We start from the raw sequence: 18,665 nt of genomic DNA, 5'->3' as shown, positions 1-18,665 counted from the left end.
TTTAAGTTTTAGGTTGTTTTTTATTTTATGGTCTTGAAGGATAAATCCCTTCTACACAAATAATGTAGTTCATTCCTAGATAAGGAGGCATGTTTTCAATCGGCAGGTTCGCGCCTGTAAAAGTTACTGAACCAGCATTGATAACAGTGTCCGGAGCTGCATCTACAAAACTTGGTATAGCGGTAAAGTCTCTTCCGTTCAATGTTCCTGTCACAGCAATTGATGAAGCTGAAGATGGAGAAGCTGTAGCGGCGTTTGATTTGGAAACTTTTAATTGACTTACAAAAGTTGGTAAATTAGTGTTAAGTATGGTGATATTTGGGCTACCTCCTGCTTCCCCAAGATTTACAGATTTTCCGGTATTTGCAGTTCCTGAACCTATGGGAGCACGTCCATTTAAGTTAGGTAAGGCAAAGGTTGTGGTACCGTTTCCGCCATAAGTAGTTCCTAACAGCGAAAAAAGCGCTTGGTTTTGTGCAATGCTTAATATTGCTCCGTTGCAAAACAAGTAGCCTCTAGGGGCAAAGTTGCCTGCAAACATTTTGATGGTTCCTAATAATTCTTCCATGATATTTTTAGTTTAAGTTGTTTTATTGTTAGTATTGTTGTCTTTATTAGCCTCTTGAAGGATAAATCCCTTGTACACAGATGATATAGTTTAATCCCAAATAAGGCATCATATTGTCGATAGGCTGGCTTTGTCCCATGAACATTACAGATTGAGGATTAAGAACTGTAACAGAAGAAGGATCTGCATTATCGATGTAGCTTGGTATAGCAGTGAAGTCTCTTCCGTTCAGTGTTCCTGTAATTGCAAGTGATGATGTTGCAGATGGAGATGCAGAAGTAGCATTAGCGTTGGCAACTTTCAACTGGCTCGTCATGCTAGGTAAATTCGTAGACAGAATTGTCTTTTGCGGGTTTCCAGATTGCTCGCCCAGTACATAGTTTTCACCTGCGTTAGTCCCCACTCCTAAAGGGTAGCGCCCGTTTAGGTTAGGTAAAGCGAAAGTTGTGATCCCGTCACCACCGTAAGTTGTTCCTAAAATGGAAAAAAGGGCAGAGTTCTGAGCAATACTTAATAAGCTTCCATCGCAGAACATAAAGTTTACTGGAGCAAAGTTTCCGGAGAAAGATTTAATGACTCCCATTATTTCATCCATGGTTAATATTTTTTTCAGTTATAAGTTTCCTACTCTGTTGGCTTTTCGGATTCCGCCATTGGTCCTAGATTTTTAGGTCTATTTGATAAACCAAAGTAACGACATCTATGAAGGCAGGGCTAGAGTAGAAAATACCAAATTTGGCATTCCGTATTTCTACGTAATGGAAGGCTGGACCTGGATCAAGATGTATAAAAACCTTCAGAACTCTGAAGGTTTTTTTGATACTGAAATCTTTATGAATATACTATCTATGCTTATTTTTGTTGCACGGTTGGTTCTACATAATCTTCAGGAACCTGGTCTTCACTCAAATTCACTACTCTGGTAACCGCAAAAGAATTCGGCCCTGTCTGAAGGATGGCAAAATTGCTGTAAGAAGTTCCTGATGAAGTATAAGGAGTTGCTACGATATCTCCATTAGGAGTTTTAAGAGTAGCTGTAATTTCTGTAAGCAAGCAAACTCCTCTGCTTCCGGCTTGCCACGTTGTATTGGGCGTTACAGAATAATTGTCATCTGAACAGAAAATGCTCATATAAGATACTTTACCACTTGCAATATAGTTGGTGGAATTGGTGATTTTTACTAATGGATAAGACATGGTGTTATTTTTTTAATTAAACTTTCCTACGCTTTTTTAAGGGCTTTCGGATTTTCCCTTTGTTCACATTTTTTTGAAGCTTCTTAATTAATAGGAACATGACAAATGTAGGATCATCTATATAATAAGGTTAGAGTAAAAATGACCAAATTGTATTTTTAGTATTTATACGGAATAAGAAATCATATTTGTAATGCATAACCAATTTATATACTTTAATTTTCTTTAAACGCTGTGTATTTAGTATTTTTGTAACTATTCAAATATATCTAAAAATGAACGAATTCGTAGTATCGGAACTTAAGAACAATATCTCGGAAATTACATTCGGGACACCAAAAAGCAACTCTCTGCCCGGAGCAATTTTAGAAAAGTTAGCTCAAACCATTTTAGACGAGGGAGCTAAAGAGGAAGTAAAAGCGATCCTGATTAAAAGTGAAGGAGAAAAAGCATTCTGTGCAGGAGCTAGTTTTGACGAGCTTTTAGCTATTGATGAGTTGGAAGCTTCTACTCAATTTTTTGGTGGATTTGCCAAAGTTTTGAATGCGATGAGAAATTGTGGTAAGATAGTAGTGGTAAGAGTTCAGGGAAAGACAACCGGTGGAGGAGTAGGAATTGCTTGTGGAGCCGATTATTGTTTTGCAACTAAGGATTCAGCATTGGCTTTAACGGAAATCAATTTAGGAATTGGACCATTCGTTATTGGGCCTTATGTGGAAAGAAAGATTGGTAAATCCCAGTTTTCTGCTATGGCCATCGATGCAGATTTCAGATCTGCAGAATGGGCAGAACAACATAATGTGTACCACTCTGTTTCTGAAAGCATCGAAGAAATGGATGCTAAACTAGAAAAATTCTTGCAAACTTTAGCATCAAGAAGCAGTGATGCATTAGCTTTGATTAAACAAGTATCTTGGGAAGGAACCGATCATTTCAATGAACTAATGCCTGCAAGAATTCATATGAGTGCAAGTCTGATCTTAGAAGATTCCGCCAAGAAAAATATAGAAGCTATTAAGGAAAGATTAAGGATAAAATAAGTTATTCACAATATATTGAATAAAACCATTGAAATTTTTCAATGGTTTTTTATTTTTCTTTTATTTTGTTTCATTCATATTGAACTATTAATAAAAATTTCATTTTATTGATTATAATTAATGTAATGCATAACATAAGTAGGGATATGTTAAATTTTTAACGAACATTTGCATATGTTAATATTTATTAACACATTTGCTTCTTTAATATTAAAATTTGTTAATATGAAGTTAAGATTGTCGTTAATAACTACTGCTGTCCTGTTCTTTGCAGGTGGGCAAATAGTTGAAGCACAGAGGACTAAGAAGGATACTGCAACTACTGAAAAGCAAATTGATGAAGTTGTAATTGTTGCTTACGGTTCTCAGAAAAAAGAAACATTAGTAGGCTCTAATACAGAAATTAAAGCCAAGCAATTTGCAGATCGTCCGATTTCCAACATCGGGCAGGCAATAGACGGAGCGAGTCCGGGTGTAAAAGTTTCTACAGGAACTGGACAGCCAGGAAGTGCTCCTAGTATTCAAGTAAGGGGGATCGGTTCGTATGGAATTTCAACATCTCCTCTATATGTGGTAGATGGTGTTATTTATACCGGGTCTTTATCTGCGATTAACCCAAATGATATTGCCTCTTTTAACATTCTTAAGGATGCGGCCTCTACATCACTGTATGGTTCAGCTGCAGCGAACGGGGTTGTTTTAATCACAACTAAATCTGGTAGAAAAGGAACTGATGTTCTGAACTTTAATATGAGTACAGGATATGTTGGGAGATCTATTCCTGAATATGACAGGGTAGATGTATACCAATATTACCCGCTAATCTGGGAAGCTATAAGAAACGGAAGACTTACTACTAATCCAACAGCAGGTCTTGCTGCGGCAAATAATTATGCTTCTATAGTTTTGGTTTCTGGAAACAGTACATTTGGTTCTGGGGTTTTAAAAACAAATGTATTTAATGTTCCAGATCATCAATTAGTTATTGATGGTGTTTTGAATCCGAATGCTCAATTAAAATATACAGATCTTGATTGGCAGGGACCATTAATGAAAACGGGTTTCAGACAAAACTATGAGCTAAACTATAGCGGAGGAACTAATAAAACTACGTATTTTTCTTCAGTAAGTTATACTAATGAGACAGGTTATCTGATGAAATCTGATTTCGAACGATTCACTGCCAGATTGAAAGTGGATTCACAAATTAAAAGCTGGTTGAAATTAGGAACAAGTATCAGTGGGGTGTCATCCAATGGTAATAACTCTATTGATGGGGCAGATAACAATACTGCATACATTAATCCATATAACTGGACAAGAACAATGGGACCAATATACAGCCCATATGCGCATGATCCTAATACTTTTGCAACATTGTATGATGCAGCCGGAAATATAGTATATGATGCAGGAGGTGCAAGAGGAGCTGATGCAGCGGCGGGAAGAAACGTAATTCAGGAAACTCTTTTAAATAAAGATATTTCTAAAAATTATTATATTATTTCCAGAGCTTATGCAGAGTTTAAAGTTGATCCGTATTTAACATTATCTACCAATGTTGGATATGATATAAGAAATAACAGAAGAAGCAGATATGTCAATAAAGTTATTGGAGATGCAGCTCCTGCCGGTGCAGCTGAAAAAACAACATTTACAGAGCAAACACTTACCTGGAACCAGTTATTAAACTATAAGCGTAAATTTGGAGTTCACAACTTTGAATTCTTGTTAGGTCACGAAAATTACAAATATATTTATGAGTATTTCAACGCTTATAAACAAGGACAAACAGTAGATGATAATGATGAATTAATCAATTTCGTAACACCTACTACGGTAACTTCACAAACGGATAATTATAAAAAAGAGAGTGTCTTCTCAAGATTAAACTATGATTATAAATCTAAATATTTATTATCTGGTTCCATCAGATGGGATGCTTCTTCAAGATTCGCTAAAGATGTGAGATGGAATTCATTCTGGTCAGTAGGAGCAGGATGGAGAATTAAGGCTGAGGATTTTTTAAGTGATTCAAGATTGATAAGTGAACTTAAGTTAAGAGGCTCTTACGGGGAAGTTGGAAATGACGGAACCAATAGCTACTATATGTATAAGAGTACTTATAGTTTAGGATACAACAACGCGCAGGAACCTGGAATTTTATTTGGTTTCTTAGCGGATCCTTCTATCACTTGGGAATCTAATAAGCAAACAGACTTAGGATTGGATTTTGGTTTCTTAAACAACAGAATTACGGGTTCAGTAGATTACTATAACAGAATTACGGATGATCTTATTTTCCCTGTTCCTGTTCCTGTATCTAGTGGTGTTCCTGGAAACAGCATCAGTAAAAATGTTGGAACCATGTACAATAGAGGTTTTGAATTTGCGCTTAATGCAGATGTAATTAAAAATGATAACTTTACATGGAGTATTAATGCAAATGCATCTACTCTTAAAAATCAAGTGACAGAATTGTCAGAAGGAATTACGGAGATTATTAGTGGAACTAAGAAAGTTTCAGTGGGGCATTCAGTATATGATTATTGGTTGAGACAGTGGTATGGGGTTGACCCTGCTGATGGATCACCATTATTCTTAGTTGCTGATGCTTATGCTGGTACTACAGCATCTGATATCAGAACTGTAAATGGAACACAGGTAACAACAAACTTTAACAAAGCTAAATATGACTACTCAGGATCAGCTATTCCTGATTTATTTGGTAGCTTCGGAACATCGATTTCTTATAAGCAATGGTCATTATCTACCATGTTTACCTATCAGTTAGGAGGATTAACGTATGATACTAACTATCAGTCTTTAATGTCAAGTTACTCTCAGGGAGGAGCTTTAAGTAAGGATATATTAGACAGATGGACTACTCCTGGACAAATTACAGATGTACCTGCATTAAACTCTTCTACATATACGAGTTCAAATGCTGCATCCAGCAGATGGTTGGTTAAATCTGATTTTATCACTTTCAGACAAGCTACCTTAGGATATAGCTTTAGCCCGGAAAGTATTTCACAATATGGTTTAACTTCATTGAGACTATTATTGTCAGGAGAGAATATCTGGAGTAAAACAGCAAGAAAAGGTTTAGAACCTGTGCAGTCTTTCAATGGAACAACTACAAACAGATATACACCTGCGAGAATTGTTACAATAGGATTTAGCTTATCATTCTAAAATTAAAGATTATGAAAAATATTTTAAAAAGACAATATAAAAGAATTGTGATATTATCTTCTGCATTATTGGTACTTTCTTTAAGTTCATCTTGCAGCAGTGATTATCTGGAAACAGATCCAACAACAGCTGTATCTGAAGAATCAGCTTACTCTAGTGCTTCTAACCTGATGGCTATTATCAATGGAATGCATAGAGATATGTATTACAGACAAAATAATAGCCAAGGGCAAAACGGCCAAGGAGGAATTATGATTATGATGGATGCCTTAGGAGAAGATTTGGTTTTCCCTTCCACAGGTAACAATTGGTATATTTCTACAGTAAGATGGCAGGATCAAGTAAATGAGAATGGGTCTAATGACTTTTATCCTTTCCAATTTTATTATGCTTTGATCAGAAATGCTAATCTTGTTATTGCGAATGGACCGTCTGTTCCAACACCTAATGCTGCAGATGCTGCTACAGTAAAGCAGGCTATTGCAGAAGCATACGCTTTCAGAGCGTTCAGTTATTATATGCTGGTTCAGCTCTATGGAAAAAGATATGTTCCGAATTCAACGAACAGCCAGCTTGGAGTTCCTATCAGATTGGTAGCGAATGAGGTTCCATTGGCCAGAAATACAGTAGAAGAAGTATATACTCAGATTAATAGTGATATTGCTGAAGCATTAACAAGATTAAGTGGTTCAAGACCAACAAAATCTCACTTTAATGATAAAGTGGTATTAGGCCTAAGAGCAAGAGTTGCATTAACTCAAGGGAATTATGCATTAGCTGCATCTTCAGCTGCCCTTGCAAGAGCTGGATTCACTTTAATGAATAATGCAACATATACTTCAGGATTCAATAACCTGGAAGGAAACGGTGAATGGATGTGGGGTGCTACCATTATTGCAGATCAAACTGACTATTTCGGAAACTTTGGGGCCTATATGTCTAGAAATTATAACTCTACTAATATCAGGCAGGCACCTAAAGCAATGAACAGCAAGCTTTATGCAATGTTCCCTAATACAGATGTGAGAAAAAAATTAGTTGATCAAACAGGACAGCATACTGCGCTTGCTTTACCTTCAAACTATTCAAAATTCCCATATACAAGTCAGAAATTTTTATCTGTAAGTTTCTCAGATAGTAGATTGGATGTGCCTTATATGAGAGCCGCAGAAATGTACCTAATCGAAGCTGAGGCTAAGGCAAGATTAGGTGATGAAGCTGGATCCAAATTGATATTTTTTGATTTTGCTAAAAACAGAAACCCTGATTATATCGGGCCAACGACTACAGGAGCTGCTTATATCACAGAAATCCTGAACAGCAGAAGAATGGAACTTTGGGGAGAAGGATTCAGATTTTTAGATCTTAAGAGATTGAACCAAGGGTTAGACAGAACAGGAGCCAATCATTCCTCAGTTGTTGTAAACAATGTACTGACTGTTGCTAATACAGATAACAGATGGGAATATTTAATTCCTAGAGCAGAGATCAATGCTAACCCGCTTATTGTACAGAATCCATTGTAATTCTTATTCAAATTTTAATATTTTTTAAAACCTTGCCTATTAAGGCAAGGTTTTTATGCTTTTAACAAGTTAATGGAAACAGTGCCCAGTTCCGAATCAGGAAACCTTCTGGAAAGTTCTTTATCAATACTTAAACCCACTTCTGCACAAACTTTTCTGAAAACATCAATTTCAAGAATGTACTGATCTGAATAACCATGAGTGGCTTCATATGCCGTTGCAGCCGTTTTTCCTATATTTTTACAGGTTAATTTTGGGTCCAGAGAATGTAATTCAATAATTAAAAGTCCGTTTTTCTGAATATAAGGCAGCCAAAGCTCAAGATGCTCTTTTAAGCTTTCTTCCACCAGATTATTAGATAATCTTTTCCCTCGGAAAGCAAATGCTCCTGTTGATGTGCTTATTCTTTCAGGATTTCTATTGTTCGGTGTTTTCCAGACTCTGTTATGATCAAGAAACGTCCGGATATTTAAGAGATCAGAGAGTTCGATTTCATAGTTTTCTTTTAAATCTTTGGCTAATTGTTGAGGATTCCCGATATCACCCCAAATCACTTTGGCCCAAATATCATTATTGATGAGGTTAGCTCTGGTGGCTTTCAGTGCTGCGTGATTGTAATCTGCTCCAACCAGGAATAAAGGATACTCTTCAAGCATTTTTCCACGGATGGTGTATCTTTCTATGGTTTCAAAAATATGCTGGATGAAGGCCCCGTTTCCACAGCCCATATCCAAGACACCTTTAGGCTGTAAATGAATGGGCTGGTTGAAAATTTCAATAATAAAATCATTCGCTACTTTAAAATAATTAGAATGAGCACCGCCGCTTCCCCATACATTCATCGTTCTGTCTACATGGATTTCATCTTCTCCTTCAGAAATCTCTCTTATCTTGGAGGCATTTCCAAATAATAAATCATCCATTTTATTGAGGAGGGGAAGATAAGAAACCGTAACACCATAAGAAGTAGCCCTTTTAGCAAAGTAAATTCCAGTTTCCGTAAACTTATAATTGTCTCCCGTTTTTTTAAACCAGTCCAGGTGAGTAAGAAAATCCAGGATAATTTCAAAATTGGCGGAATTCTTATGAAATTCGGCGGCCTGGAAAGAAGTTTCCATAAAATACTTGTGAAACATACCCGTCATCCCGAGGTAAACGATAATAGGACCAATAATGCATCCTTCAACATGCTTTAGGATTTGTTCCTGGATTCTTTTCTCATCAGGATTTTCTGATAAGGCAATTCCAAAATGATCTTTGATGGCTTGTGAAAGTTGTGCAAACTCATCAATAAAAGAGCTTTCCTTAATCTGATTTTTAATGTCTACAGATTTTTTCTGAAATGAAATCACTTTAAGGTAAAGAGGAGAATATTTTTGTAAATATTGAGTATTATGATTTACCGTAAGGGTAACTTCATCAGTTTTATTATTTACCGTATAATCCAGAAACCCTTGTGAAGATAGAGTACGCAGCGCAACGTTCAGATATCCGTCATGAGCCTTAAAAGTCTCAACAAGCTCCTGCAGCTTTATTTCCCTCTTATCCATAATATAGCAGATGATATCTTTCTTGATAAGAGAAGCTACAGTAGGAGCTGTAACGATTCCGTCCAGGTGTCTGAAAATCAGTGAGCGTAAAACCTCTTTATTCATATTATTCAATATTAGTTTCTTAAAATTAAGAATTCCTGATGATGAGCAGAAAATAATCACAAAAATTTTAAAAATTATTTTGAGGATTAAAATTTAATTTTAACTTTGTATTTCAAAGTTCTTTATATGGATACAAAAAACTATCACGAAGATCTGTCCCATATCCGTTCCATGATGGAGCGCTCTTCCAGATTTATTTCTTTAAGTGGATTATCAGGAGTTTTTGCCGGACTTGCCGCCATTATCGGAGCAGTGTACGTCTATTTTGTTTTTCAGAGAGAAGGGATTGATTATTTTGATGGGGATAGAAATATATATAGTCCCGCATTAGTAAAAGAACTCCTTATTGCCGGAACTTTAATATTAATTGCAGCTGTTTTAAGTGGTTATATTTTTACAGCCAATAAAAGCAAAAAGAAAGGATTAAAGATCTGGGACGGCACCACAAAACGCCTTTTGGCTACTTTTTCGGTTCCTCTGGTAACGGGTGGGGTCGTTTGCCTTGGTTTATTATACCATCATCTTTTTGCCTTGGTGGCTCCTGCTACTTTGATTTTTTACGGATTGGCTTTGGTAAGTGCTGAAAGATACACTTTAACCGATATTAAATATTTAGGATACTGCCAGATTGTTTTAGGACTTGTTTCCTTTTTCTTTTTAGGCTGGGGATTGGTTGCCTGGACTCTTGGTTTTGGAGTTCTGCATATTGTTTATGGACTAATCATGCATAGGAAATACAAATAAAATTTAAATTTGCAGGTTTTGGATAAAGAATTTAAAATCCTGTAACATTCTGATATGATCAAAATAAATCAACTCAATAAAGAATTCGAAAGTCGTGTAAGATTAGGTATTATGTCTGTTCTTATGGTCAACGATTGGGTTGATTTCTCAGAAATGAAGTCCTTGCTTGAAATTACTGACGGTAATTTGGCAAGTCACAGCAATGCTCTGGAAAAAGCTGCATATATTGAAGTGAAAAAAGAATTTGTCGGAAAAAAACCAAAAACATCATATCGGGTAACTCAAGCGGGAAGAGAAGCCTTTACCGAACACTTAAATGCTCTGGAAAAATTAATTGGAAAATAAAAGGCTATATTTTTTTGAAAATTAACTTTGTAATTCAAAGTACTTTATAATTAAATATTTAAAAAATATGAAAACACTAAAACAAACAAACATTTTGACTTTCGCTGTCCCAGCCTTGCTTTTGGCGGCAGCTTTTTTTGGAAATCTTTTTATTGAAGGATTTGACTGGTCGTTATTCGATTTTATCATTGCCGGGATTTTGCTTTTCGGAACGGCATTCATCATCAATCTTGTGGTGAGTTCAAATAAAAGCTTTTCTTCCAAACTAATTATTTGTGGGATTATTCTGACAGTGCTGATTTTAATTTGGATAGAACTGGCGGTAGGAATTTTTGGGACTCCGTTTGCAGGAAGTTAATACGTAAAATGATGAAGAATTCTGAAATGGAATTTGTTGGAAAATCCTTTTTCTGGGGATCATTCCTTCTGGGAAACCTTTGTCTGTTTGGGTATATGATAACGAAGTTGGAGAGCTTCGTGGAAGGAGGGATCTTCCTTCTTACATTCGGCACAGTGATCAACTTAATAGTTGCAGTGGGATTACTGCTATACGGAGTTTTTAATAAGGCTCATTTAGACTCCTGTGTCAGAGGAGTGTGTCTGATGCTGGTTAATATTCCTATTGCTGTTTTATATGCATTTATTGGAATTAATATTATTCAATAAAGATGAAAGATTCAACCATTAAAAGTATTGGTAAACTTACTTTTTTCTTGACGTTTCTGTTAGGAAGTATCTGTTTTTTTGGATTTTATTTAACAATGCTGTTTGAGTTTATCGTTGCAGGTTCTTTCGTAATTAGTTTAGGAACAATAGTAAATGGAATTGTATTTTTTGGGTTACTCATTTACGGCTCCTTTCATCAATCCCAATTCAAAGTTTGTGTTCAATCGGCTTTAATTTTATTGATCAATATTCCTATTGCATTTCTGTATGCATTACTTACTTAGATTATAAACTAAAAAAATAAATTATGAAAAAACAACGGGTCCGCTTCCTACTTTTTGTATATGACCATACCCAGAAACTATATAGAAAATATTTTAAAAAGAAAAAAAGGCAATGGCAATTCAATGAAAAACAATTGCTCGAATTCCAGGCGGATTCCCTGGGAAGAAAACTCGGGGAATTTTACAAAAAACATGGTTTCACGATGATCCCGAAAATGGAGAATCATGATGTTCACCACCTGATCACAGGATGCGGAACCAACTTTGAGGACGAAATAGCGATGCAATATCTTCTCCTTGGAAACGGAAAAATGAATGCGCATCTTCTTGCCGCCATCGGTTTAGGGACATTGATCTTACCTGAATATATCGGAATGTATGTGAAAGCATACAAAAAAGGTCAAAGAATGAGACCGTTCTACGATTGGGATTTTGAAGGATTGCTCTGGCAAAATTTTGAGCATCTGAAAGATTTCATTCAACAGAAAAACACAGTTACACACTTTTAAAAAAGTATCATGAAAACACATCATTATATATTTCTTACAACCGCTATATTTGTTATCCTTTTTTACAATGTAAACGTCGGTTTGAATCTTGGAATTCTGGGAATCATCTATGCTTTACTTGCGGCATACAAAACTCCGGAAAAAAACAGAACTAAAACTTTTCTGTTTTTATTGATGACAAGTATACTCTCAAGCATCGCTTTTGCCTGGTATGGGGACTTTCCTTCCTTTTTAGCGGTTGTAAGTTCGCTTTTATTGCTTTCTTACAGGTCAAAGAACAGGAGAATGAAGATTCTTTTCCTCGTCCCGGTTTTTATCTATAATTGCTTCACTTTTTTTTGCCGATTCTTCAGTTTTGATGATTGGCTGCCTAAAAAAAATACAACAGGTTTAGGCCAGAAAATAGTGGCTTTTGTTTTAATCCCCTTGTTTCTGTTTGCTGTTTTTTTCGGAATTTATTCTATAGGAAGTAATCATTTTGCTAATATTTTCGAAAATATAGAATTGGATTTTGATATATGGCTGTTACTCAGATTAACCGTTTTGGGATTTTTTATCGCCTTCAATTTCTGGAATTATCTCGTGGATAAAATTATTTATAAACAAAACCATTTTCTGGATGATGATTTCAGTGCAAAAAGTAAAATTCAAAAACCCACCTATTCCTTTCTGAATCTTGATTCAGAGAGAATGAGCGGAGTCATTTCTTTCTTTGTTTTGAATGTTTTACTGATTTTCTTTATCATCACTTATAATTATGAACAATTTTACGAAGCCGTAAAAGGCCCTGTTCAGCTTTCGGAAGAAACCCATGAAAGAGTAGGAGCCGTTATTGTTTCCATAGTTATGGTAATTATGGTGATTATGTTTTACTTCAAATCCGGATTCAATTTTGATCCGAAAGCAGGGAAATTAAAGCTGCTGGCCAAAATCTGGATCTTATTGAATGCAATTCTGATTATTTCCGCCGCCGCAAAGAATTCAGAATATATTATCAATTACGGATTCACGTATAAAAGATTGGGAGTATATGCCTTCTTGTTGTTATCATTAATAGGGTTGATCATCACTTTCATTAAAATTCAATATCAAAAAACAAACGCTTATCTCTTCAATACGATGACGTGGTATTTGTATGGAACTATTTTGGTGTGCAGTTATATCAATTGGGGCGGAATTATCACTTCTCAAAATATGAAACGTGAAGATTTTGTGCTTAAATATCATCAAACAGCTATCAATTTCAGTGAAAAATCTCTTCTGGAATATGCGAAAGAAAAGCATGATGAAAATTTGAAAAATGAAATTGTAAAAAAGGTAAAAGAAAAGCAGAATGAAAGTTTCCTTTCTAAAATAGGGTATTATGAAACCATTAAATAATTAATAATGATACAAAAACTTATGAAACATCAAAGGCTTGAAATAAGTCTGCTTCTCATCATGATGACTTTATTCTGCTTCAGCCTTTCCCTATTCAGGTATTATATAAGCGATACCAAAGTATTTTTCTTCCTGAACTGGAATTTGTTCCTGGCCTGGATTCCTTTAATCATTACATCTTTTGCTGTCATTTTTAATGTAAAAAGTAAATTATCATTGATGATTATGGTGGTTATCTGGATTTTGTTTTTCCCTAATTCACCCTACATCTTAACGGATCTTTTTCATCTGAAAGTCAGAAGCAGCATCCCGATCTGGTATGATCTTGTAGTTATCCTTTCCTACGCATGGACCGGTTTGATTTGTGGTTTTATAAGTTTGGGTGATATAGAAAAATTTCTTTCAGCATATTTAAAAAAGCCGATGATCAATCTCATTGTTGTTTTCTTTTTATTTCTGAGCAGTTTTGGAGTTTATTTGGGAAGATTTTTACGCTGGAACAGCTGGGATATTTTGAATAATCCTTTTGGACTATTCAATGATATTATTGTGAGATTTATCTACCCTTTGGAACATACGAAGACATGGGGTGTAACATTACTGTTGGGAATTATGCTTAATTTTATGTATTTCATGGTCAAAGTCATTAAAAAAGAGCATCCAACTATCACGCCGCTCAACATCAATTAATAGAATTTCCTCAGTGTCTGGAACAATTTTGGCATGTTATAAGCCAAATTAATTCATATGAAAAAAACGTTATTGCTCATCCCGTTATTCATTATTTCCTGTAAAAAAGAATCCAGTGTTTCAGAAACCGTTAATAGTGATTCAATGATGGTTGCAGAGCAGCCAGCTCCTCAGTCTCAGGTGGATTCGGCCGCCTTGAAGAAAAAAGATTCGATCGTTAACAATGCTCCGGCAACGAAAGAGGTGTTGCGGCAAGGTGTGATGAGAAGTGAGAAAGAGGGGCAAATCATAAGAACGGCAGATGCATCACAGCTTCCGTTTACCTTGGGAGAAGAATTTACCAAAGATAATCAGGAATTGGTTTTGAAAATTACCAATTATGATCAGCCTGCTCTTAAAGCTAAAATTACCACTAATGAAAAAGATTTTAATATCCGTTTCAATCAGATAAAACTCCCGAATGGTGAATACGATGGTCCGTTTGGCAGAGATATTTCTTACGAAATTCCTACCAAAGGAGAAGTATGGCTGATTATAGGAAAAAGTAACATGGCATCCGGAAATACAAAAGGAGGTTTTTCAGTAAGCGTAGAATAATTGGTACAATTTCTGTAAGGTATCTTTTAAAAAGAATTACTATTATGAAAAATATAGTTTTAACCGCAGTAATAGCTTCGGCGGCATTAGTAAGTTGTGGAACGGTTCAGTCGCTGGTTCAGAATACTTTTCCCTATACGGCCAACGTAATGATTTCAACAGGAGTTCCTGCCAATCAGGAAGTATCATCCACAGCAACAGCTACCAATGTACAAACCTGGTTTGGGGGAAACAATAATGCACAAATTAAAGATGTAAGGATTTCAGACGCGAAAGTATCTGTAGTTTCTCCTTCAGGGGGTAATCTAAGTGCCCTGAAATCTATCAAAGTGTATATTTCTTCAACCGGAACCGGAGAGAAATTAGTGGCGTCACGTACTGATATTTCCACCACTTCGTCTAGTGTTAACTTAGATCTTAATGATACCGGGTATCTGGATAGTATTGTAAAAAGTAGCGGTCTTACTGTAAGAACCGTTTATGAATTGAGAAATCAAACCACATCTGACATGAATCTAAGAGTGGCACTTAATTTTAACAGTGTTCCTGCTCAATAGTTTATAGTATTATAAAAAAAGCTGCACCGATTCCGGGGCAGCTTTTTTTTGTCATAATGACCTTAATCAATATATTTTAATTTTAATAATATTCTGCGGATATGTCCCGTGATAAATGTATTATTATTGGTAAGCCAGATTATGGAAATATTCTTTTCAGGGATCATAATCAAATGAGATTTGAATCCACCCTGATCTCCTGCATGTTCTATGACATCTACTGATTCCTCAGTTTTTTGTTCAGCATAGAATCCTTTATGTACAAACCATACACCGGAATGAAACATGGGATTTTCTTTTTTCCAGTTTTCAGGTGTTTGCACTGTTTTTGATGATTCTATTATATCACAATGAGTTATTTTACATTTCTGCATTGCTTTTACATATTTCCTCAAGTCCTCTATAGAACTCCATACTCCTCCATTTCCGGCAGCTGTAAAAGTTGGGTATTCACCATAATCATATTCCTGGTATTGATTATTCTTAAGAATATAACCATGAGCTACATTTTTATCAGGGTACTTACCATCAGTTATTTTGCTGTTTTTCATTCCGCTGGGTTTGAAAATATTTAAGTCAATGAAACGCTGCCACTTCATTTTACTCGTCTTTTCTATAACTAAAGCCAATCCATTGTAGGAAGGATTAGAATATTCCCATTTTGAACCGGGCTCAAAGTTCAAAGAATCCGTAAGCTTCAAAGGCTGGAAATTTTCTTCATCTTTTGCCGTTAAATAAAATACACTGTCCTTTTCCACCCCTCTAATGTCAGGAAGTCCGGAAGTATGGGTCAAAAGATGTCTTAATTGTATTTTTGCAGCAATGCTTTTATTTTTGAAGTCAGGAAAGAATTTCAATAGAGGATCTTCAACAGATAATTTTTTTCTGTCCTGGAGAATTAAAATTCCATAGGCTACAAATGTTTTGGTGATAGATCCTGTATTCGAAACGGTTTTGCTTGTAAACTTTTCTTTAGTTTGTAGATTTGCCAAGCCAAAAGATTTTTCATACAAAACTTTTTCACCCTGTTGAATAAAAATGCTTCCTCCGGGTTCATTATCACGAAAGATACCCGAAAAAGCAGAATCCAGCTTCATTTTTAAAAGCTCATCCCGGGATTGGGCACTACAGGAAATGGAAAATAAAACTACCAGCAAAACTGAGAAAAGGTAACTGAGTCCAGACATTAAACTAATTTTTAATTTTTTGTAATAGAATCCATTACAACGGTAACGGGTCCGTCATTAATCAGAGACACTTTCATATCCGCCCCAAAAATGCCGCTTTCGGTTTTCAATCCGGATTTGGCAATCTGTTCTTTAAAATAATCGAACAAAGGAACAGCCTTATCTGGTTTGGCAGCTTTTATAAAAGACGGGCGGTTTCCTTTCTTATAATCCGCGATCAAGGTGAATTGGCTGATGCAAAGAATTTCTCCTGAAATATCCTGTACAGAAAGATTGAGCTTTTCCTCAGCATCACCAAAAATTCTTACATTCAGGATCTTTTGAACCAGCCAGTCTGCATCGGTCTTTTCATCGGCTTCATCAATGCCGATCAAAAGCATTAACCCCTTATTAATTTCTCCCACCACTTTTCCATCCACCTTTACATTGGCTTCGGAAACTCTTTGTATAACTGCTTTCATTTAGACTACTTTTTATTTTCCAACATCTTTCTAAGAAAAATAATTTCTTCCTTTAAACTTTGAATATACTCTTTATTAATAACGAATCTTTTTTGTTCTTCATTATTTTCAGAATAAAATGAGTTGCCTTCATCAAATAAAGAAGAAAAAGAAATGTTGAGAATCTTTACAATCTTTTGTAGCTTAGGGACATTAAGACGACTATCGTCTTTCTCTAACCTACTATAATTACCTTGAGAAATTTCCATTTCATGAGCAATGTATTCTTGTTTAATACCTTTTTCTTCCCGGATTTTCTTTATTCGGGTTCCTATAATATTCATCATTTGTATGTTTTTATGCGTAAAAGTATTATTTTTATTTATATAATTTCTATGTCTTGAGAGCTCATTAATTAATTTTGAAATGTTTAACAAAATAAAAACATTTTTTATGAAAAAAATTAGCTTAATTGCCGCGTTAGGAGTTGCGGGTTTAATGAGTGCTAAAAATTCCGTAGAAACCGAAAAGAATTTAAAAGTTGAATGCTTAGTAGGAGTAAAGGCTATTTTTTATGATCCAATTATACCTATTACATCTTCGTGCGGATATACAGAATACATAGATCTTGCGGGTTCACCTATTAGTTGTATTGAAGTAGAGATTAATAGGATGGAAGAGGAGTGTGATGCTCCGTTTGAGGGTTGGGGATATGCTTATAATGGTTATTCTTAATGAATTTGATGGTGAAAATACTTTTTTCTTTATGTTTAATCCTTTTTTTTGAAGTTTCTGTTTTTGGACAAGAGAAACTAAATAAAAATATGTCAGAATTAGAAGTGAAATATATGTTCTCTTTTGTTCGTGACACAATGGATTTAGATATGAGTCATAGAATAAATGAGGTTATGATTTTAGATTTGAATACAAACTCCTCTATTTATTATAGCGAAGGCTTTATGAAAAGGAGAATGGCTATTGAGAATGTAGTCAATATTGCTAGAAATTCAAATACAAGTCCTGAAATTAAAATAGCTGATTTGCCAAAATCAGCTATTGGATATTCTGTATACAGAGAAAATTCTCGAATTTATGTTACAAATAATTTATACAGAGATTTTTATACGTTCGAAGCCGATTTTCCAAAATGGAATACTAATTTTCATGAAAAGAAGGATATCCTCGGATATCAATGTTATAGAGCGACTGTTTTATTTAATAAAAAAATGTACACAGCATGGTACACAAAGGATATTCCTATTTCAGAAGGGCCATACAGATTTAAAGGTCTACCTGGACTTATTTTGGAATTAAGTGATGAAAAGGGGTATAATGAGTTTCATGTTATTGGTATAGAAAAAAAGCAAGTAGAAATAAAACAATTTCAAAAAGGGATTCCTATAACCAGAGAACAGTATATCCAAAAACGAGAGGAATTTAGAATTAATCCTTATCCGGGAAGAGCGATGGATAAAACGAAAAGAGAAAAGTTAGTAGAATCAAATAAAAAGAATAACAATCTTTTAGAAAGATAAATAACTGATAACTAAACTAAAAATGAGACCGTCATAAAGAACGGTCTTATTTTTTTAGTATTCTACTAGTAATACACCGTTAAGATTTTACCGGTGGGATCATAATTATATGGATATGTTTTAGGAGGAACAGAGGAAACTGCTGTAGGCTGTCCTGTAAGAAGGATCCATGTCGCATTATCTTTTGGGCAAATAATGCTTATATTATCTTTAACTTCTAATGTGGTGTTGCTATCAGGACAAATATGAGGTGCGTTTCTGTCATATACCTTAAAATTAGTGTCGGAAGCTCTTACGATAATTAACCCTCTGGTTCCTGATTGCTGCTCATTCACATACATCCAGCCTCCAACCTGGTTCAAAACATTATAAGCAGGGAGATTGAGGTTTAAAGTAACATTAATAGGAGTGCTGGGAAAACAGCTTACGGTATCATCCGTGCTCCCACATGAATTTATACTTAAATTACTGAAAATCAATAATGTAAAAATAGATAAGATTGAAAAAGTTTTTTTCATTTCAATTTAAATTTTTATATATTTGTAAA

At 35.1% G+C, this 18,665-nt stretch carries 23 protein-coding genes; 15 read left to right on the top strand and 8 right to left on the bottom strand.

From position 1 onward, the window contains the following. Positions 1-25: 25 nt before the first annotated feature. The 3 genes from EGI05_RS13560 to EGI05_RS13550 all read right to left on the bottom strand — a co-directional run bounded on the left by EGI05_RS13560 (position 26) and on the right by EGI05_RS13550 (position 1,765). The gene (locus EGI05_RS13560; RefSeq protein WP_123263591.1) at positions 26-568 is read right to left on the bottom strand and encodes a phage tail protein; all 543 of its coding nucleotides are present in this window, start codon (positions 566-568) and stop codon (positions 26-28) included. A 46-nt stretch (positions 569-614) separates the two neighbouring features. Then, on the bottom strand, positions 615-1,163 hold the full coding sequence (locus EGI05_RS13555; RefSeq protein WP_123263590.1) for a phage tail protein: 549 nt from the start codon (positions 1,161-1,163) through the stop codon (positions 615-617). A gap of 257 nt (positions 1,164-1,420) precedes the next feature. Continuing rightward, positions 1,421-1,765, bottom strand: a complete 345-nt coding sequence (locus EGI05_RS13550) for a hypothetical protein (RefSeq protein WP_123263589.1) — start codon at positions 1,763-1,765, stop codon at positions 1,421-1,423. A gap of 275 nt (positions 1,766-2,040) precedes the next feature. Here EGI05_RS13550 and EGI05_RS13545 point away from each other — a divergent pair, with 275 nt between their 5' ends. The 3 genes from EGI05_RS13545 (at position 2,041) to EGI05_RS13535 (ending at position 7,529) form a co-directional block, all read left to right on the top strand. Further along, positions 2,041-2,805: an enoyl-CoA hydratase/isomerase family protein gene (locus EGI05_RS13545; RefSeq protein WP_123263588.1), complete on the top strand. Its 765-nt coding sequence runs from the start codon at positions 2,041-2,043 to the stop codon at positions 2,803-2,805. Positions 2,806-3,030: 225 nt separating this feature from the next. Continuing rightward, positions 3,031-6,003 carry a SusC/RagA family TonB-linked outer membrane protein gene (locus tag EGI05_RS13540; protein ID WP_228428617.1) on the top strand — a complete coding sequence of 991 codons (2,973 nt, stop codon included), beginning with the start codon at positions 3,031-3,033 and terminating at the stop codon, positions 6,001-6,003. 11 nt (positions 6,004-6,014) lie between these two features. After that, positions 6,015-7,529 (top strand): RagB/SusD family nutrient uptake outer membrane protein, encoded by a 1,515-nt coding sequence (locus tag EGI05_RS13535; protein ID WP_123263586.1) that lies wholly within the window; start codon positions 6,015-6,017, stop codon positions 7,527-7,529. Between the two features lie 53 nt (positions 7,530-7,582). Here the strand turns inward: EGI05_RS13535 and EGI05_RS13530 are convergent, their stop codons facing one another. Further along, the gene (locus EGI05_RS13530) at positions 7,583-9,184 is read right to left on the bottom strand and encodes an AprA-related methyltransferase (protein WP_123263585.1); all 1,602 of its coding nucleotides are present in this window, start codon (positions 9,182-9,184) and stop codon (positions 7,583-7,585) included. Positions 9,185-9,310: 126 nt separating this feature from the next. On the opposite strand from EGI05_RS13530, the gene EGI05_RS13525 reads away from it, so the two are divergent. The 10 genes from EGI05_RS13525 (at position 9,311) to EGI05_RS13480 (ending at position 14,956) form a co-directional block, all read left to right on the top strand. Next, entirely contained in the window at positions 9,311-9,928 is a 618-nt protein-coding gene (locus EGI05_RS13525; RefSeq protein ID WP_123263584.1) for a hypothetical protein, read from the top strand. A gap of 54 nt (positions 9,929-9,982) precedes the next feature. Further along, positions 9,983-10,273: a winged helix-turn-helix domain-containing protein gene (locus EGI05_RS13520; RefSeq protein WP_123263583.1), complete on the top strand. Its 291-nt coding sequence runs from the start codon at positions 9,983-9,985 to the stop codon at positions 10,271-10,273. Between the two features lie 67 nt (positions 10,274-10,340). Beyond that, on the top strand, positions 10,341-10,631 hold the full coding sequence (locus tag EGI05_RS13515; protein WP_123263582.1) for a hypothetical protein: 291 nt from the start codon (positions 10,341-10,343) through the stop codon (positions 10,629-10,631). Between the two features lie 8 nt (positions 10,632-10,639). Beyond that, positions 10,640-10,939 (top strand): hypothetical protein, encoded by a 300-nt coding sequence (locus EGI05_RS13510; protein WP_123263581.1) that lies wholly within the window; start codon positions 10,640-10,642, stop codon positions 10,937-10,939. A 2-nt stretch (positions 10,940-10,941) separates the two neighbouring features. After that, positions 10,942-11,223 carry a hypothetical protein gene (locus EGI05_RS13505; protein WP_123263580.1) on the top strand — a complete coding sequence of 94 codons (282 nt, stop codon included), beginning with the start codon at positions 10,942-10,944 and terminating at the stop codon, positions 11,221-11,223. Positions 11,224-11,246: 23 nt separating this feature from the next. Further along, positions 11,247-11,732 carry a Coq4 family protein gene (locus EGI05_RS13500; protein WP_123263579.1) on the top strand — a complete coding sequence of 162 codons (486 nt, stop codon included), beginning with the start codon at positions 11,247-11,249 and terminating at the stop codon, positions 11,730-11,732. Between the two features lie 9 nt (positions 11,733-11,741). Further along, complete coding sequence (locus tag EGI05_RS13495) at positions 11,742-13,112, top strand: DUF4153 domain-containing protein (protein WP_123263578.1); 1,371 nt, start codon at positions 11,742-11,744, stop codon at positions 13,110-13,112. A gap of 6 nt (positions 13,113-13,118) precedes the next feature. Further along, complete coding sequence (locus EGI05_RS13490; RefSeq protein ID WP_228428616.1) at positions 13,119-13,802, top strand: DUF1361 domain-containing protein; 684 nt, start codon at positions 13,119-13,121, stop codon at positions 13,800-13,802. A 57-nt stretch (positions 13,803-13,859) separates the two neighbouring features. After that, entirely contained in the window at positions 13,860-14,399 is a 540-nt protein-coding gene (locus tag EGI05_RS13485; protein ID WP_123263577.1) for a hypothetical protein, read from the top strand. Between the two features lie 44 nt (positions 14,400-14,443). Next, the gene (locus EGI05_RS13480; protein WP_123263576.1) at positions 14,444-14,956 is read left to right on the top strand and encodes a hypothetical protein; all 513 of its coding nucleotides are present in this window, start codon (positions 14,444-14,446) and stop codon (positions 14,954-14,956) included. A 62-nt stretch (positions 14,957-15,018) separates the two neighbouring features. On the opposite strand, the gene EGI05_RS13475 is transcribed toward EGI05_RS13480, so the two are convergent. Genes EGI05_RS13475 through EGI05_RS13465 form a run of 3 tightly spaced genes read right to left on the bottom strand, consistent with a single transcriptional unit; the run spans position 15,019 to position 16,930 of the window. Then, the gene (locus tag EGI05_RS13475; protein WP_123263575.1) at positions 15,019-16,143 is read right to left on the bottom strand and encodes a serine hydrolase domain-containing protein; all 1,125 of its coding nucleotides are present in this window, start codon (positions 16,141-16,143) and stop codon (positions 15,019-15,021) included. Positions 16,144-16,154: 11 nt separating this feature from the next. Then, entirely contained in the window at positions 16,155-16,604 is a 450-nt protein-coding gene (gene dtd, locus EGI05_RS13470; protein ID WP_123263574.1) for a D-aminoacyl-tRNA deacylase, read from the bottom strand. A gap of 5 nt (positions 16,605-16,609) precedes the next feature. After that, positions 16,610-16,930 (bottom strand): helix-turn-helix domain-containing protein, encoded by a 321-nt coding sequence (locus EGI05_RS13465; RefSeq protein ID WP_228428615.1) that lies wholly within the window; start codon positions 16,928-16,930, stop codon positions 16,610-16,612. 106 nt (positions 16,931-17,036) lie between these two features. Between EGI05_RS13465 and EGI05_RS13460 the strand changes: the two genes are divergently transcribed. Together EGI05_RS13460 and EGI05_RS13455 are read left to right on the top strand one after the other, a co-directional pair. Further along, positions 17,037-17,318, top strand: a complete 282-nt coding sequence (locus EGI05_RS13460) for a hypothetical protein (RefSeq protein WP_134197473.1) — start codon at positions 17,037-17,039, stop codon at positions 17,316-17,318. Then, positions 17,318-18,118, top strand: coding sequence for a GLPGLI family protein (locus tag EGI05_RS13455; RefSeq protein ID WP_123263572.1), 801 nt, complete (start codon positions 17,318-17,320; stop codon positions 18,116-18,118). The genes EGI05_RS13460 and EGI05_RS13455 overlap by 1 nt, the downstream gene beginning before the upstream one ends. 65 nt (positions 18,119-18,183) lie before the next feature. Here EGI05_RS13455 and EGI05_RS13450 read toward each other — a convergent pair whose 3' ends face one another. Beyond that, a complete protein-coding gene (locus EGI05_RS13450; protein WP_123263571.1) occupies positions 18,184-18,636 on the bottom strand; it encodes a hypothetical protein in 453 nt (150 codons plus the stop codon). Positions 18,637-18,665: the final 29 nt, after the last annotated feature.

The sequence above is a fragment of the Chryseobacterium daecheongense genome, assembly GCF_003729955.1.
Classification (GTDB): Bacteria; Bacteroidota; Bacteroidia; order Flavobacteriales; family Weeksellaceae; genus Chryseobacterium; species Chryseobacterium daecheongense.
Note: the sequence above shows the minus strand (reverse complement) of the source record. Positions and strands in the feature narration are given on the sequence as shown.